18 protein-coding genes are annotated in these 15,269 nt (G+C 64.1%); 9 read left to right on the top strand and 9 right to left on the bottom strand.

The annotated features are described in order from the left end of the window. The first annotated feature begins 7 nt into the window (after window positions 1-7). On the top strand, window positions 8-1,192 hold the full coding sequence (locus tag QMX96_RS14345; protein WP_043862659.1) for an osmoprotectant NAGGN system M42 family peptidase: 1,185 nt from the start codon (window positions 8-10) through the stop codon (window positions 1,190-1,192). A 74-nt stretch (window positions 1,193-1,266) separates the two neighbouring features. Continuing rightward, a complete protein-coding gene (locus QMX96_RS14340) occupies window positions 1,267-1,500 on the top strand; it encodes a YheU family protein (protein WP_043862658.1) in 234 nt (77 codons plus the stop codon). Here the strand turns inward: QMX96_RS14340 and csrA are convergent, their stop codons facing one another. From csrA to QMX96_RS14325, 3 genes are all read right to left on the bottom strand, one after another. Beyond that, window positions 1,501-1,689, bottom strand: a complete 189-nt coding sequence (csrA, locus tag QMX96_RS14335; protein WP_043862657.1) for a carbon storage regulator CsrA — start codon at window positions 1,687-1,689, stop codon at window positions 1,501-1,503. 125 nt (window positions 1,690-1,814) lie between these two features. Then, window positions 1,815-2,147, bottom strand: coding sequence for a YnfA family protein (locus tag QMX96_RS14330; protein WP_054915866.1), 333 nt, complete (start codon window positions 2,145-2,147; stop codon window positions 1,815-1,817). A gap of 48 nt (window positions 2,148-2,195) precedes the next feature. Further along, on the bottom strand, window positions 2,196-3,011 hold the full coding sequence (locus tag QMX96_RS14325) for an SDR family oxidoreductase (protein ID WP_282361949.1): 816 nt from the start codon (window positions 3,009-3,011) through the stop codon (window positions 2,196-2,198). A gap of 221 nt (window positions 3,012-3,232) precedes the next feature. On the opposite strand from QMX96_RS14325, the gene QMX96_RS14320 reads away from it, so the two are divergent. Then, window positions 3,233-3,385: a DUF3309 family protein gene (locus QMX96_RS14320; RefSeq protein ID WP_010224169.1), complete on the top strand. Its 153-nt coding sequence runs from the start codon at window positions 3,233-3,235 to the stop codon at window positions 3,383-3,385. A 68-nt stretch (window positions 3,386-3,453) separates the two neighbouring features. Here QMX96_RS14320 and QMX96_RS14315 read toward each other — a convergent pair whose 3' ends face one another. From QMX96_RS14315 to QMX96_RS14305, 3 genes are all read right to left on the bottom strand, one after another. Further along, window positions 3,454-5,112 carry a cation acetate symporter gene (locus QMX96_RS14315; RefSeq protein WP_043862654.1) on the bottom strand — a complete coding sequence of 553 codons (1,659 nt, stop codon included), beginning with the start codon at window positions 5,110-5,112 and terminating at the stop codon, window positions 3,454-3,456. Then, window positions 5,109-5,420 carry a DUF485 domain-containing protein gene (locus QMX96_RS14310; RefSeq protein ID WP_043862653.1) on the bottom strand — a complete coding sequence of 104 codons (312 nt, stop codon included), beginning with the start codon at window positions 5,418-5,420 and terminating at the stop codon, window positions 5,109-5,111. Before QMX96_RS14310 ends, QMX96_RS14315 begins: the two co-directional genes overlap by 4 nt. A 191-nt stretch (window positions 5,421-5,611) precedes the next feature. Beyond that, the gene (locus QMX96_RS14305) at window positions 5,612-6,460 is read right to left on the bottom strand and encodes a glycine betaine ABC transporter substrate-binding protein (RefSeq protein ID WP_123752760.1); all 849 of its coding nucleotides are present in this window, start codon (window positions 6,458-6,460) and stop codon (window positions 5,612-5,614) included. A 176-nt stretch (window positions 6,461-6,636) separates the two neighbouring features. Here QMX96_RS14305 and QMX96_RS14300 point away from each other — a divergent pair, with 176 nt between their 5' ends. Further along, on the top strand, window positions 6,637-8,190 hold the full coding sequence (locus QMX96_RS14300) for a beta (1-6) glucans synthase (RefSeq protein ID WP_282361948.1): 1,554 nt from the start codon (window positions 6,637-6,639) through the stop codon (window positions 8,188-8,190). Between the two features lie 91 nt (window positions 8,191-8,281). Here QMX96_RS14300 and QMX96_RS14295 read toward each other — a convergent pair whose 3' ends face one another. Beyond that, window positions 8,282-8,644: a hypothetical protein gene (locus QMX96_RS14295; RefSeq protein WP_282361947.1), complete on the bottom strand. Its 363-nt coding sequence runs from the start codon at window positions 8,642-8,644 to the stop codon at window positions 8,282-8,284. Window positions 8,645-8,884: 240 nt separating this feature from the next. Here QMX96_RS14295 and QMX96_RS14290 point away from each other — a divergent pair, with 240 nt between their 5' ends. Then, window positions 8,885-10,183, top strand: coding sequence for a serine/threonine protein kinase (locus QMX96_RS14290; RefSeq protein ID WP_043862649.1), 1,299 nt, complete (start codon window positions 8,885-8,887; stop codon window positions 10,181-10,183). Next, the gene (locus QMX96_RS14285) at window positions 10,176-10,961 is read left to right on the top strand and encodes a VacJ family lipoprotein (protein WP_054915870.1); all 786 of its coding nucleotides are present in this window, start codon (window positions 10,176-10,178) and stop codon (window positions 10,959-10,961) included. The genes QMX96_RS14290 and QMX96_RS14285 overlap by 8 nt, the downstream gene beginning before the upstream one ends. Window positions 10,962-10,964: 3 nt before the next feature. Here the strand turns inward: QMX96_RS14285 and QMX96_RS14280 are convergent, their stop codons facing one another. After that, window positions 10,965-12,131, bottom strand: a complete 1,167-nt coding sequence (locus tag QMX96_RS14280; RefSeq protein WP_043862647.1) for a patatin-like phospholipase family protein — start codon at window positions 12,129-12,131, stop codon at window positions 10,965-10,967. A 114-nt stretch (window positions 12,132-12,245) separates the two neighbouring features. Then, complete coding sequence (locus QMX96_RS14275) at window positions 12,246-13,166, bottom strand: lipid A biosynthesis lauroyl acyltransferase (protein WP_043862646.1); 921 nt, start codon at window positions 13,164-13,166, stop codon at window positions 12,246-12,248. A 111-nt stretch (window positions 13,167-13,277) separates the two neighbouring features. Between QMX96_RS14275 and minC the strand changes: the two genes are divergently transcribed. The 3 genes from minC (at window position 13,278) to minE (ending at window position 15,208) form a co-directional block, all read left to right on the top strand. After that, complete coding sequence (minC, locus tag QMX96_RS14270; RefSeq protein ID WP_196932749.1) at window positions 13,278-14,039, top strand: septum site-determining protein MinC; 762 nt, start codon at window positions 13,278-13,280, stop codon at window positions 14,037-14,039. A gap of 98 nt (window positions 14,040-14,137) precedes the next feature. After that, window positions 14,138-14,950 (top strand): septum site-determining protein MinD, encoded by an 813-nt coding sequence (gene minD / locus QMX96_RS14265; RefSeq protein ID WP_043862644.1) that lies wholly within the window; start codon window positions 14,138-14,140, stop codon window positions 14,948-14,950. A gap of 3 nt (window positions 14,951-14,953) precedes the next feature. After that, window positions 14,954-15,208 (top strand): cell division topological specificity factor MinE, encoded by a 255-nt coding sequence (minE, locus tag QMX96_RS14260; protein ID WP_019693048.1) that lies wholly within the window; start codon window positions 14,954-14,956, stop codon window positions 15,206-15,208. Window positions 15,209-15,269 lie beyond the last annotated feature (61 nt).

Below are 15,269 nucleotides of genomic sequence, written 5' to 3'. Positions count from 1 at the left end.
AGTCCGCATGCCTGATCAATTGCCCGAACCGGACCTGACCTATCTGCAGAAGGTCCTGCTGGAAATGCTCGCCATCCCCAGCCCCACCGGCTTCACCGACACCATCGTGCGCTACGTGGCCGAGCGCCTGGAAGAACTGGGTATCCCCTTCGAGCTGACCCGGCGCGGCACCATCCGCGCCACCCTCAAGGGCCGCAAGAGCTCGCCCGACCGCGCCGTTTCGGCGCACCTGGACACCATCGGCGCCAGCGTGCGCACCTTGCAGGACAACGGCCGCCTGGGCCTGGCCCCGGTCGGCTGCTGGTCGAGCCGTTTCGCCGAGGGCAGCCGGGTCAGCGTGTTCACCGACACCGGCGTGTTTCGCGGCAGCGTGCTGCCGCTGATGGCCAGCGGGCACGCCTTCAATACCGCGGTCGACCAGATGCCGGTGAGCTGGGAGCACGTCGAGCTGCGCCTGGATGCCTACTGCACTACCCGCGCCGACTGTGAAACCCTGGGCATCGGCATCGGTGACTTCGTGGCCTTCGACCCGTTGCCCGAGTTCACCGAAAGCGGCCATATCAGCGCCCGTCACCTGGACGACAAGGCCGGCGTCGCGGCGCTGCTGGCCTCGCTCAAGGCCATCGTCGAAAGCGGCATCCAGCCACAGATCGACTGCCATCCGCTGTTCACCATCACCGAAGAAACCGGCTCGGGGGCCGCCGCCGCATTGCCGTGGGACGTCAGCGAATTCGTCGGCATCGACATCGCCCCGGTCGCCCCCGGCCAGCACTCCAGCGAACACGCGGTCAGCGTGGCCATGCAGGACTCTGCCGGCCCCTACGACTACCACCTGTCGCGCCACCTGCTGAGCCTGGGCCGCGAGCACAACCTGCCGGTGCGCCGCGACCTGTTCCGCTACTACTTCAGCGACGCGCATTCGGCGATCACCGCCGGGCATGACATCCGTACCGCGCTGCTGGCGTTCGGCTGCGACGCCACCCACGGCTACGAGCGCACCCATATCGACAGCCTGGCTGCCCTCAGCCGCCTGCTCAGCGCCTACCTGCTCAGCCCGCCGGTGTTCGCCAGCGATTCCAAGCCCACCGGCAGTTCGCTGGAAAGCTTCAGCCACCAGCTGGAACACGACGCACAAATGGAAAGTGATACCCGCGTACCGGCGGTGGACAGCCTGGTTGGCCAAAAAGGCTAGCCACATGCAGGCCACATGCAGGAAAGGTTTCGCGTAGCATGTGCGAAACCTTTCCTGATTCTGTAGCTTTATTTATGTTGATACCCTACGACCAGCTCGAAGCCGACACCCTCACCCGCCTGATCGAAGACTTCGTCACCCGCGACGGTACCGACAATGGCGACGACACCCCGCTGGAAACCCGTGTACTGCGCGTGCGCCAGGCGCTGGCCAAGGGGCAGGCGGTGATCCTGTTCGACCTGGACAGCCAGCAGTGCCAACTGCTCGCCAGGCATGAAGTGCCCCGCGAGCTGCTCGACGATCAGTGATCAGGCGCCCAGGCCGCCCTTGCCCAGTTGCTCGGCAATACGCCGATAGATTTCTGCACGGTGCACCTCCACATCGCGCGGTGCGCAGATGCCGAAACGCACCGTGTTGCCGTCTACCGACAGCACCTTGATCTTGATGTCGTCATCGATGGTGATGACCTCGCCGACTTCGCGCCCTATGACCAGCATTCTCCAATCCTCCACATCAGGGGAGAGTGAAGACTGAACCGGGTGCTGAAACGGTTCAACGCTCTGACAGGCAAATAGACAATTCCCACAACTTTGCGGGAATTTGCCTACAAGATCCTACCCGCTCAGCTGTTTTGCAGACGTGGTCCGATCACGATGATGGTGGCGCCGATCACGCACAGCAACGCACCGAGCCAGTCGCTGCCCATCGGCCGGGCACGCTCCACCACCGCCAGCCATAGCAGCGAAGTGACGATATAGATGCCGCCATAGGCGGCGTAGGCGCGCCCGGCGTAGGCCGCCTCGACGCGGGTCAGCAGCAGGCCGAACAGGGTCAGGCTGAGCAGCGCGGGGGCGATCCACCAGCCGCTCTTGCCCAGCCGCAGCCACATGTAGAAGGCATAACAGCCGGCGATCTCGAACACCGCCGCCAGAAAGAACCACACATAATTCATCACGTCCGCTGCTACCCGCGCAAAAGCGCCTAGCATACCGTAGCGAACAGCCTACGCCTGCGTCTGACGCCCCTTGGCACGCATTCGCACGGCCATCTCGGCCATTTCGTCATACAGCGCCTGCGGGTCGCGCTGCTTGAGCTGCCAGGCCAGGCGCCCCTGCTCGTGGGGCAGAATCATGAAGTCACCGCGCGACACCCCCTCGTAGATGTAGCCGGCAATGTCGCTGGCACTGATCGGCGAGCTTTCCAGCAGTTTGCCCACCTGGGCCTTCATTGCCGGGGTGGGGCCGCGGAACGAATCCAGCAGGTTGGTCTGGAAGAACGACGGGCACACCACATGCACCGCCACCTGTTGCTGGCGCAGCTCCACCAGCAGGCTTTCGGACAGCGCCACCACCCCGGCCTTGGCCACGTTGTAGTTGCTCATGGCCGGCCCCTGCATCAGCGCCGCCATGGACGCGATGTTGATGATGCGGCCCTTGCTGCGTTCGAGCAGCGGCAGGAACGCCTTGCAGCCCTTGACCACGCCCATCAGGTTGATCGCGATCTGCCAGTCCCAGTCTTCCAGCGACAGCTCGGCAAAAAAACCGCCCGACGCCACCCCGGCGTTGTTGACGATCACATCGATGCCGCCGAGCTTTTCTTCGCAGGCCTGGGCCAGGGCGGTGAGCTGGCTGTAGTCGCGCACGTCGCAACGCTGGACGAAGCCCTCGCCGCCCGCCTCGCGCACCAGCGTGAGGGTCTGCTGCAGGCCGGCCTCGCCGATGTCGCTCAGGGCCAGTTGCCAACCCTCGCGGGCCCAGCGCAGGGCAATCTCGCGGCCAAGGCCGGACCCGGCGCCAGTGATCATCATGCGGTTTTGCATAGCCGGATGCCTTGTTCCTGAAGTTGAAGGCCAGTGTAGCGAAGGGTGCAGCGACGCCCACGCTGTATCAGGATGCTGAATGGCGCGGGCAAACACATATCGAACTAAACTTTTAGTTGCCTGTGGGAGTCCGATTTAACAGGCGGACATGAACGTCATGACCGAAGAGATGGATCGCAACTGCACACGCTGATTACCGTACTCAACAAAAGGACTCTGCCATGGGCACCATACTTATCATCATCCTGATTTTGCTGTTGATCGGTGGCTTACCCGTTTTCCCGCACTCCAGAAGTTGGGGCTACGGCCCGTCCGGCATCATTGGTACCGTGCTGATCATCCTGTTGATCCTGTTGTTGCTCGGCAAGATATAGAAACCCGGGGGTGCAATGGCCCCCACATAAAAAAACGGCCCGAAGGCCGTTTTTTTATTGCTCAGGACTCAGTGCGAAACAGCACCGCTTGCTCCCAGGCCGGTTTGCGACCGGACAAACTGCGGGAAGAACAGCGCACGCTCGTCATCCGCTGCCTTGGACTTGTCGGTAACCGAGAAGAACCAGATACCGGCAAAGGCAATCAGCATCGAGAACAGCGCCGGGTACTCATACGGGTAGATGGCTTTCTCGTGACCCAGGATCTGCACCCAGATGGTCGGACCGAGCACCATCAGGCCCACCGCACTTACCAGCCCCATCCAGCCGCCGATCATGGCGCCACGGGTGGTCAGCTTCTTCCAGTACATCGAAAGCAGCAGTACCGGGAAGTTGCAGCTGGCCGCGATCGAGAACGCCAGGCCGACCATGAACGCGATGTTCTGGCTTTCGAACAGGATACCCAGGCCGATGGCCAGCACACCCAGTGCGACGGTGGTGATCTTCGACACGCGGATCTCGTCCTTGTCGTTGACCTTGCCCTTGCGCCATACGCTGGCATACAGGTCATGGGACACCGCCGAGGCACCGGCCAGGGTCAGGCCGGCAACCACTGCCAGGATGGTGGCGAAGGCCACTGCCGAGATGAAGCCCAGGAAGATGCTGCCGCCCACGGCGTCGGCCAGGTGCACCGCAGCCATGTTGTTGCCGCCCAGCAAGGCGCCTGCTGCGTCCTTGAAGTCCGGGTTGGTGCTGACCAGCAGGATCGCGCCGAAGCCGATGATGAAGGTCAGGATGTAGAAGTAGCCGATGAAGCCGGTTGCATACAGCACGCTCTTGCGCGCTTCCTTGGCGTCGCTCACGGTGAAGAAGCGCATCAGGATGTGCGGCAGGCCAGCGGTACCGAACATCAGCGCCAGGCCCAGCGAGAACGCGGAGATCGGGTCTTTGACCAGGCCGCCCGGGCTCATGATCGCCTCACCCTTGGGGTGAACCTTGATCGCCTCGGAGAACAGCGCATTGAAGTCGAAGTTGACGTGCTTCATCACCATCAGCGCCATGAAGCTGGCACCGGACAGCAGCAGCACCGCCTTGATGATCTGTACCCAGGTGGTTGCGAGCATGCCGCCGAACAGCACGTACATGCACATCAGGATACCCACCAGGATGACCGCCACGTGGTAGTCCAGGCCGAACAGCAGCTGGATCAGCTTGCCGGCGCCGACCATCTGCGCGATCAGGTAGAACGCCACCACCACCAGCGAGCCGGAGGCCGACAGGGTGCGGATCTGCTTTTGCCCGAGGCGATACGAGGCCACGTCGGCAAAGGTGTACTTGCCCAGGTTGCGCAGGCGTTCGGCGATCAGGAACAGAATGATCGGCCAGCCCACCAGGAAGCCGATCGAGTAGATCAGGCCGTCGTAGCCGGAGGTGTATACCAGTGCGGAAATACCCAGGAAGGAGGCTGCCGACATGTAGTCGCCGGCAATCGCCAGGCCGTTCTGGAAGCCCGTGATTCGCCCGCCTGCGGCGTAGTAGTCAGAGGCCGACTTGTTGCGCTTTGAAGCCCAGTAGGTGATGCACAGGGTGGCACCGACGAAGGCGACGAACATCAGGATCGCCGAGACGTTCAGGGGTTGTTTGTGCACCTCGCCGGTCAGGGCGTCGGCGGCCCAGACGGCAGGCGCGAAAGCGCCAAAGGCCAGTGTTGCCAGTAGACGCCGGATCATTGCTGAGCCTCCTTCAGGATCGCGTTGTTCAGCTCGTCGAACTCACCGTTGGCACGACGTACGTAGATGCCGGTCAGCACGAAAGCCGAAACGATCAGACCCACACCCAGCGGGATACCCCAGGTAATCGAGGAGCCGGGGCTGAGCTTGGCACCCAGAATCTGCGGGCCGTAGGCAATCAACAGGATAAAGGCGGCGTAGAGGCCGAGCATGATCGCCGAGAGAATCCAGGCGAAGCGTTCACGTTTTGAAACCAGCTCCTTGAACCGCGGGCTGTTTTGTATCGAGAGATAAATGCTGTCGTTCATTGTTTTTGTCCTCGCAGCACAGATTGGGTAGTACCACGCCACTTTATGCTGCCTTGGGACGCACTCCAGACGACCTTAGTCTTAGATGTAAAACTCTTTTACCGGCTACGTAACAGCCGCCCATGCAAAGGGCCGCGCGGTGGCAAAACACCGCGCGGCCCTGGAAGGTGCCAGATAGAGGCCTCAGGCCATTATTTTGCGGTCCACTCGGCGACCCGCTCGGGGTGCTTGGCGACCCACTCCTTCGCCGCAGCGTCCGGCTTTGCGCCTTCCTGAATGGCCAGCATGACTTCGCCGATCTCGTCCTTGGATTGCCACGAGAACTTCTTCAGGAACGCTGCGACTTCCGGCGCCTTCGTATCGAGTTCCTTGCTGCCGATGCTGTTGACCGTCTCGGCGGCGCCGTACACGCCTTTGGGGTCTTCGAGAAAACGCAGCTTCCACTTGGCGAACATCCAGTGCGGCACCCAGCCGGTGACCACGATGGGCTGCTGCTTGGCGTAGGCGCGCCCCAGTTCAGAGGTCATGGCAGCGCCGGAGCTGGCCTGCAGCTTGTAGCCGGCAAGGTCGTAGTCCTTGATGGCCTGGTCGGTCTTGAGCATCACCCCGGACCCGGCGTCGATGCCGACGATCTTCTTCTTGAAGCCGGCATCGCTTCCGAGGTCGGCGATCGACTGCGCCTTGACGTATTCGGGCACGATCAGGCCAATCCTGGCGTCCTTGAAGTTGGGGCCGTAGTCGACCACGTTGTCCTTGTTCTTGGCCCAGTATTCGCCATGGGTCACCGGCAGCCAGGCCGACAGCATCGCATCGAGCTTTCCGGTGGCCACCCCCTGCCACATGATGCCGGTGGCCACCGGCATCAGCTTGACGTCATAACCGAGCTTCCGCTTGATCACCTCGGCCGCCACATGGGTGGTTGCCACGCTGTCGGACCACCCATCGACGTAGCCGATGCTTACTTCCTTGGCCATGGCCAGGCTGGTGCCCATGGCCAGTATCAGGGCAGTGCCCGCCCCCAGGAGTCGTCGCATTTTCATCAAGGCATCCCCTCGTCACGTCACGGAACCTGCATCATCAACCGCCACTGGCGGCCAACCTGCTCTGTCAGCGACGTCGAAACATCGAGAAACGACATCACAACGCCAGCCAAGCCCGCTACCGGCCGGCATTTGCAGGTAGTATTGGCGGCTTTGTTTCCTGACCGGTCCGCGCCATGCCCTCGACTGCCCGCTTCCCGCTGTTGCCCTACCTGTTTGCCTGCCTGCTTGGCCTGTTCGCGTTGGGCGGGCTCTGGTACGGGCTCGGCAAGCCGGTATCGCTGCCGGACGCCGCCAGCCCCACGCACAAGCTGCAATGCGTCTCCTACACGCCCTTCGACAAGGACCAGTCGCCGTTCGACCAGCCCTTCAGCCTGCGCCCGGAGCGCGTGGAGGCCGACCTCGCCCTGCTTGCACAGCGCTTCGAATGCATCCGCACCTACTCGATGACGGGCCTGGAAGCGATCCCGCAGCTGGCGCGCAAGTACGGCCTGAAGGTGATGTTCGGGGCCTGGGTGAGTGCCGACCCGCTGGTCACGGCCAAGGAGATCAAGGCCCTGATCGCCACCGCCAATGCCAACCCGGACATCACCCGCGCCGTGATCGTGGGCAACGAGGTGCTATTGCGCAAGGAAGTGACGGGCGATCACCTGGCCGATCTGATCCACCAGGTGAAAAGCCAGGTGCAGGTACCGGTGACCTACGCCGACGTGTGGGAGTTCTGGCTGCAGCACCCACAGATCGCGCCGCAGGTGGACTTCGTGACCATTCACCTGCTGCCCTACTGGGAAGATGATCCCAAGGGCATCGACGAAGCGCTGGCCCACGTTGGCGAGATCCGCCAGGTGTTCGGCAACCGCTTCGCGCCCAAGGACGTGATGATCGGCGAAACCGGCTGGCCCAGCGAAGGGCGCCAGCGCGAGACCGCCCTGCCCAGCCGGGTCAACGAAGCGCGCTTCATTCGCGGGTTCGTCGCCATGGCCGAGCAGAATGGCTGGCATTACAACCTGATCGAAGCCTTCGACCAGCCGTGGAAGCGCGCCAGCGAAGGCGCGGTGGGCGGTTACTGGGGGCTGTACGATGCCGACCGGCAGGACAAGGGCATACTCGAAGGCCCGGTGAGCAACCTGCCGTTCTGGCCGCAGTGGCTGGGTATCGGCGTGCTGCTGTTCGCCGCCACCCTGGCCCTGGCCGGGCCGGTGCGCGGCGTGCGTGGCGCCCTGGCGCTGCCCTTGCTGGCCGCACTGGGGGCCGCCAGCCTGGGGTTGTGGGGCGAGCTGGTACGGGTCAACAGCCGCTTCGTTGGCGAGTGGTTGTGGGCCGTGCTGCTGGCGGGGCTCAACCTGGTGGTACTGGCCCATGGCGCGCTGGCGCTGGCACAGCGCAGTGGCTGGCGTGAGCGCCTGTTCGCCTGGCTGCAGGCGCGTGCCGGCTGGTGGGTGATGGCGGCCGGCTTCGCGGCGGCGGTGAGCATGCTGGCGCTGGTGTTCGACCCGCGCTACCGCAGCTTCCCGAGCCCGGCGCTGGTGCTGCCGGCGGTGGTGTACCTGCTGCGACCGGTGCGGGTGGCGCGCGCCGAGGTGGCCTTGCTGACCTTCATCGTCGGCGCCGGGATTGCGCCGCAGCTGTTCATCGAGGGCTTGAGCAGCCAGCAGGCGCTGGTGTGGGCCCTGGTGAGCGCGCTGATGGCCGCGGCGCTGTGGCGCTGCCTGCGGATCAGGCAGGGCTGAGCGTCGGCTCTTCGACGGCAAGGCCGGCTCTGCAGGGAGACGTTGAACCCGGTAGGCGCCGGCCTTGCCGGCGAACGATACAGCGTGAGCCTCAGGCCGTGCGCCGCACCAGCCGCAACCCCGCCAGCACCAGCGCGAACGCCGCCAGGCTCACAGTGTACAGCGCCAGTGCCGGCAGCCCGAACACCAGTGACAGCACCGCCAGCCACCAGCCGGCCCGGCGCGGCACCAGCGTCGCCACCACGGCCAACCCCAGGGCGACCCAGCCCAGCACCCGCAAGTGGATCACCAGGCCCAGCGTGGCGCGCAACTGGCACTCCCAGCTCACCTGGGGCGAGCTGCACACACCGACCCACCTGACATCCTCCATGAAGCCATAACGCACCCCATAGCAGGCCGTAGCCCACAGCGACAGGCACACAAGCAAGGCAATCAGCGGCAAACGGCGGGACATGACAACTCCGGAAACAGGAAAACGGCGCCCAGCATAATCCCCCACCGGGCCTGTGCAAGGCAAAAGCGGCGGCCTGAGCTACTTTTATCAGCAAAGAAACAAAACCCGCTGTTGCCCTGGCACTGGCCCGCACGGCAACATCGGGGACGGTAAATGCCGGGGCACAAGGCAACTTTGCCGATAGCACGAGTGTCCTAGCCTGCAGTACACACTTTGCCTTGCCTTTCCTGGGGATCCGTCATGCTTCGATCACTGCGCCTTGCTGCCCTGCTGGGTGGCCTCTTGATGAGTGCGGCCGCGTCTGCGGTGGATGTCGATGCGGCCACCTATGGCTACCCGCTGACCAATCCCTTCGAGGCGACGATCGCCTCCACACCGCCCGACCTGCGCCCCGAACTGCCGACCGACGATGACATCGATCAGTCCGACTACAGCCTCAACCTGCGCCCCGAACGCGAGTTCACCCTTCCGGACAACTTCTGGGCGGTCAAGAAGCTGCGCTATCGCCTGGCCCGACAGGACCACGAGGCGCCGCTGATCTTCCTGATCGCCGGTACCGGCGCGCCCTACACCAGCAGCCTCAACGAGTACCTCAAGCGCCTCTACTACAAGGCCGGCTACCACGTGGTGCAGCTGTCATCGCCCACCAGCTTCGACTTCATCAGCGCCGCCTCGCGCTTCGCCACCCCGGGCGTGAGCGCCGAAGACGCCGAAGACCTGTACCGGGTGATGCAGGGCGTGCGCGCCCAGCACCCGCGCCTGCCTGTCAGCGAGTACTACCTCACCGGCTACAGCCTCGGTGCCCTCGACGCAGCCTTCGTCAGCCACCTGGACGAAACCCGGCGCAGCTTCAACTTCAAGCGCGTGCTGCTGCTCAACCCGCCGGTCAACCTCTACACCTCGATCAGCAACCTCGACAAGCTGGTGCAGACCGAGGTCAAGGGCGTGAACAACAGCACCACCTTCTATGAACTGGTGCTGACCAAACTCACCCGCTACTTCCAGCAAAAAGGCTACATCGACCTCAACGACGCACTGCTCTACGACTTCCAGCAGTCGCGCCAGCACCTGAGCAACGAGCAGATGGCGATGCTGATCGGCACCTCGTTCCGCTTCTCGTCCGCCGATATCGCCTTTACCTCCGACCTGATCAACCGCCGCGGCCTGATCACCCCGCCCAAGTACCCGATCACCGAAGGCAGCAGCCTCACGCCGTTCTTCAAGCGTGCGCTGCAATGCGACTTCGACTGCTACCTGACCGAGCAGGTCATTCCCATGTGGCGCGCGCGCACCGATGGCGGCAGCCTGCTGCAGCTGATCGACCAGGTGAGCCTGTATGCCCTCAAGGACTACCTGCAAAACAGCCCGAAAATCGCCGTGATGCACAACGCCGACGATGTGATCCTGGGCCCCGGCGACATCGGCTTTCTGCGCAGCACCTTTGGCGACCGCCTGACCCTGTACCCGCATGGCGGGCACTGCGGCAATATCAATTACCGCGTCAACAGCGACGCGATGCTGGAGTTTTTCCGTGGTTAAAAAACTTCTGATCGTGACGGCGTTGCTCGCCGCAGGCCTGGTACAGGCCGATGAGATCCCGGCGCGAGCCAGCGTGATCGAAGCCGACGGCTTCACCGATCCGCTCAAGGAACTCAAGTTCAACCCCGGCCTGGACCAGCGCGAGTTCGAGCGTTCGACCCTGACCGCGCTGAACGTCTACGACCCGTTCGAGTCGGTGAACCGCCGGCTGTACCACTTCAACTACCGCTTCGACCAGTGGGTGTTCCTGCCGGTGGTCAATGGCTACCGCTACATCACCCCAAGCTTCGTGCGCACCGGGGTCAGCAACTTCTTCAGCAACCTGGGCGATGTGCCCAACCTGCTCAACAGCCTGCTGCAGTTCAAGGGCAAGCGCTCGATGGAGATCACCGCGCGCCTGCTCTTCAACACCACCCTGGGCGTCGCCGGCCTGTGGGACCCGGCGACCAAGATGGGGCTGCCGCACCAGAGCGAAGACTTCGGCCAGACCCTGGGCTTCTATGGCGTGCCGGACGGCCCGTACCTGATGCTGCCGATCCTGGGCCCGTCGAACCTGCGCGACACCGGCGGGCTGGTGGTGGACTACAGCGCCGAGAACTGGATCAACTTCCTCAACATGGCCGAGGTCAGCAGCGACAACCCGGAGGTCTGGGTACTGCGCGCCATCGACAAGCGCTATACCACCAGCTTTCGCTACGGCCAGCTGAACTCGCCGTTCGAGTATGAAAAGGTGCGCTACGTGTACACCGAGGCACGCCGCCTGCAGATCGCCGAGTAGCGTTCAGGGCCGGGGCAGCGGCAGGCCGAGAAAGCGGCACAGTTCGCCCTGCTTGGTCAGCGCGTCGCGCCGGCCCAGCTCGATCAGTTCGCTGCAATAGCCGGCTTCGAACAACAGGTAGCTGAGCACCCCGGCGCCGCTGGTCTTGGTCGCCCCCGGGCCGCGCAGGAACATGCGCAGCGCGGCGGGCAGTTCGCGCCGATGGCGGGCGGCGATCTCGTCCAGCGGCTGGCTGGGCGCAACCACCAGCACCTCCACCGGGGCCAGGCCCAGGCGCCGGGGCTGCACGTCGCTGGGCAGCAGGTGGCTCAGGTGGTTGAGCCGCTGCAACAGCTCCAGGTCGTCTTCCAGGCTGTCGATGAACGTGCTGTTGAGCAGGTGCCCGCCGATCTGCGCCAGGCTCGGCTGCTTGCCGCTGAACACCCGCTCGCGTGGATCACCCGGCGTCGGCCCCTGGGGGTTGCCACTGACCCCCACCACCAGCACGCGGTTGGCGCCCAGGTGCAGCGCCGGGCTGATCGGCGCCGACTGGCGCACCGCACCGTCACCATAGAATTCGTGGCCCAGCCTGATCGGCGCAAACAGCAACGGGATGGCCGAACTGGCCAGCAGGTGCTCGACGCTCAGGCGGGTCGGCATGCCGATGCGTCGATGGCGCAGCCACGGGTCGATGGCGCCCTTGCCCTGGTAGAAGGTCACCGCCTGGCCCGACTCGTAGCCGAACGCGGTCACCGCCACCGCGCGCAGGTGCTGCTGGTCGATGGCATGGCCGATGCCGTCCAGGTCCAGGTGCTGGTTGAGCAGTTTGCGCAGCGGCGAGCTGTCGAGCAGCGCCACCGGTACCTGGGCCCCCAGGCCCAGCAGGCTGTGGCCGACGAAGCGGCTGGCCTGGCGGATCACCCCGGGCCAGTCGCTGCGCAGTACCTGGTGGCTGCGAAAGCCCTGCCAGAAGCCGGTGAGGCGGCGGATGGCGTCGGCAAAATGCATCGCACCGCTGGCCAGGGTCACCGCATTGATGGCCCCGGCCGAGGTGCCGACGATCACCGGGAACGGGTTGCCGGCGCCGGCGGGCAGCAGGTCGGCGATGCCGGCGAGCACGCCGACCTGGTAGGCGGCACGGGCGCCACCGCCCGAGAGGATCAGGCCGGTGACCGGTTGGGGTGCTGGCATGGTGTACTCCCTGAGATCCCTATCGACTGCATCGCGGGCCAAGCCCGCTCCCACAGGTTTGTGGCTACCCTTGTGGGAGCGGGCTTGACCCGCGATAGCCACCACACGATTGTCCTAATACAGCTTGGGCGCCCCCGGCGGGCGCGACTTGAAGCGTCGGTGTGCCCACAGGTACTGCTCGGGGCATTCGCGCAGCACCGACTCGATCCACTGGTTGATGCGCAGGCAGTCGGCCTCTTCGCTCTCCCCCGGAAAATCCTGCAGCGGCGCATGGATCACCAGCCGGTAGCCACTGCCGTCCGCCAGGCGCTGCTGGGTGAACGGGATCACCCGCGCCCGCCCCAGGCGGGCGAACTTGGTGGTGGCGGTCACGGTAGCCGCCTCGATCCCGAACAGCGGCACGAACACGCTCTGCTTGGCGCCGTAGTCCTGGTCGGGCGCATACCAGATGGCGCGCCCCGAGCGCAGCAACTTGAGCATGCCGCGCACGTCCTCGCGCTCCACGGCCAGCGAGTCGAGGTTGTGCCGCTCGCGCCCACGGCGCTGCACGAAGTCGAACAACGGGTTCTTGTGCTCGCGGTACATGCCATCGATGGTGTGTTCCTGGCCCAGCAGCGCCGCACCGATCTCCAGCGTGGTGAAGTGCAGGGCCATCAGGATGGCCCCCTGCCCGTCACGCTGCGCCGCCTGCAGGTGCTCCAGCCCCTCGATGTGCGCCAGGCGCGCCAACCGGGCCTTTGGCCACCACCAACTCATGGCCATTTCGAAGAAGGCGATGCCGGTGGAGGCGAAGTTTTCCTTGAGCAGACGGGTTCGTTCGACAGACGGTAATTCGGGGAAACACAGTTCCAGGTTGCGCGCAGCAATGCGTCGACGGTCACCGGCAACACGGTACATCAGCGCGCCCAGCAGGCGGCCCAGCACCAGCAAAGCCCGGTAGGGCAGCTGCACGATCAGCCACAGCAGGGCCAGGCCCAGCCACAGCGGCCAGAAGCGTGGATGAAGAAAATAAAGGCGAAAACGCGGGCGATCCATTAAACATTCCGCAAAGACGATGGCCGGGCATTCTACAACGGTTCGCTGCGGGTTGCGGCTAACCGGCGTTCTCGTTATAAGTCTGAGCACTTTTTCGTAACAAGCTGCCTTATGCCAACCATGAGCCAAACCCAGACGCCAGACCAAGCCCCCGTGTTCCAGCTCAAGGGCAGCATGCTCGCCATCACGGTGCTCGAGCTTGCGCAGAACGACCTCGAAGGCCTCGATCGGCAACTGGCGGCCAAAGTCGCCCAGGCCCCCAACTTCTTCAGCAACACCCCGCTGGTGCTGGCGCTGGACAAGCTGCCGGCCGGCGAAGGCGCGGTCGACCTGCCCGGGCTGATGCGCGTATGCCGCCACCATGGCCTGCGCACCCTGGCCATTCGCGCCAGCCGTATCGAGGACATCGCCGCCGCCATTGCCATCGACCTGCCGGTGCTGCCGCCGTCCGGTGCCCGCGAACGTGCGCTGGAGCCTGCGGTGGAGGTGCCACCGGCGCCCAAGCCAGAGCCGGCCCCGGCCCCGCCGCCGGAGCCTGCGGTAAAACCGACAAAAATCATCACCTCGCCGGTGCGTGGCGGCCAACAGATCTATGCTCAGGGCGGCGACCTGGTGGTACTGGCTTCGGTCAGCCCCGGTGCGGAACTTCTGGCCGATGGCAACATCCATGTTTACGGCGCGATGCGCGGTCGCGCCCTCGCCGGTATCAAGGGCAACACCAAGGCACGTATTTTCTGCCAGCAGCTAACCGCCGAAATGGTCTCGATCGCCGGGCAGTACAAGGTGGCCGAAGACCTGCGTCGCGACCCGTTGTGGGGGGCCAACGTGCAGGTCAGCCTGTCCGGTGACGTGTTGAACATCACCCGTCTTTAACGGATACTTGCCGCCATTTTCAGCGCAACTTTTCCATATGTTGCCGGTTTGGATATTTCTGGGACCTCAACGTCCTTTTTCTTTAGGGGTGATACACCTTGGCCAAGATTCTAGTGGTTACATCCGGCAAGGGTGGTGTGGGTAAGACCACCACCAGCGCCGCTATCGGTACCGGCCTCGCACTGCGCGGCCACAAGACGGTCATCGTCGACTTCGACGTCGGCCTGCGTAACCTCGATCTGATCATGGGCTGCGAACGCCGCGTGGTGTACGACTTCGTCAACGTGGTCAACGGCGAAGCCAACCTGCAGCAGGCCCTGATCAAGGACAAGCGCCTCGAGAACCTGTACGTGCTGGCCGCCAGCCAGACCCGTGACAAGGATGCGCTCACGCTCGAAGGCGTGGAGCGGGTCCTGATGGAGCTCAAGGAGCAATTCGAATACGTGGTCTGCGACTCGCCGGCCGGTATCGAGAAAGGCGCCCACCTGGCCATGTACTTCGCCGACGAAGCCATCGTGGTGACCAACCCGGAAGTCTCCTCGGTACGTGACTCGGACCGCATGCTGGGCCTGCTGGCCAGCAAGTCGCGCCGTTCCGAACGCAACGAAGACCCGATCAAGGAACACCTGCTGATCACCCGCTACCATCCAGAGCGCGTGAGCAAGGGCGAAATGCTCGGTGTCGAGGACGTCAAGGAAATCCTCGCCGTCGCGCTGCTGGGCGTGATCCCCGAATCCCAGGCGGTGCTCAAGGCATCCAACCAGGGTGTGCCGGTGATCCTCGACGACCAGAGCGATGCCGGCCAGGCCTACAGCGACACCGTCGACCGCCTGCTGGGCAAAACCGTGGAACACCGGTTCCTCGATGTACAGAAGAAGGGATTCTTCGAGCGCCTGTTTGGAGGCAACTGACCAATGAACCTTTTTGACTTCTTTCGTGCCAACAAAAAAGTAAGCACCGCGTCGGTCGCGAAAGAGCGTCTACAGATCATCGTGGCGCACGAGCGCGGCCAGCGCAGTACTCCGGACTACCTGCCAGCCTTGCAGAAGGAACTGGTCGAGGTGATCCGCAAGTACGTCAACATCGGCTCGGATGATGTGCACGTCGCTCTGGAGAACCAGGGCAGCTGCTCCATCCTGGAACTCAATATCACCCTGCCCGATCGTTGATCGGCGCACAGGGGTAACCTGCCACGGCGGCGGCCGGGCCCGGGCTCATACAGCCCGGGCC

This window comes from Pseudomonas sp. PS01300, from assembly GCF_029960155.1.
GTDB classification, from domain to species: Bacteria; Pseudomonadota; Gammaproteobacteria; order Pseudomonadales; family Pseudomonadaceae; genus Aquipseudomonas; species Aquipseudomonas palmensis.
The sequence above is the reverse complement of the archived record's forward strand: the minus strand, read 5'-3'. Positions and strand labels throughout refer to the sequence as shown.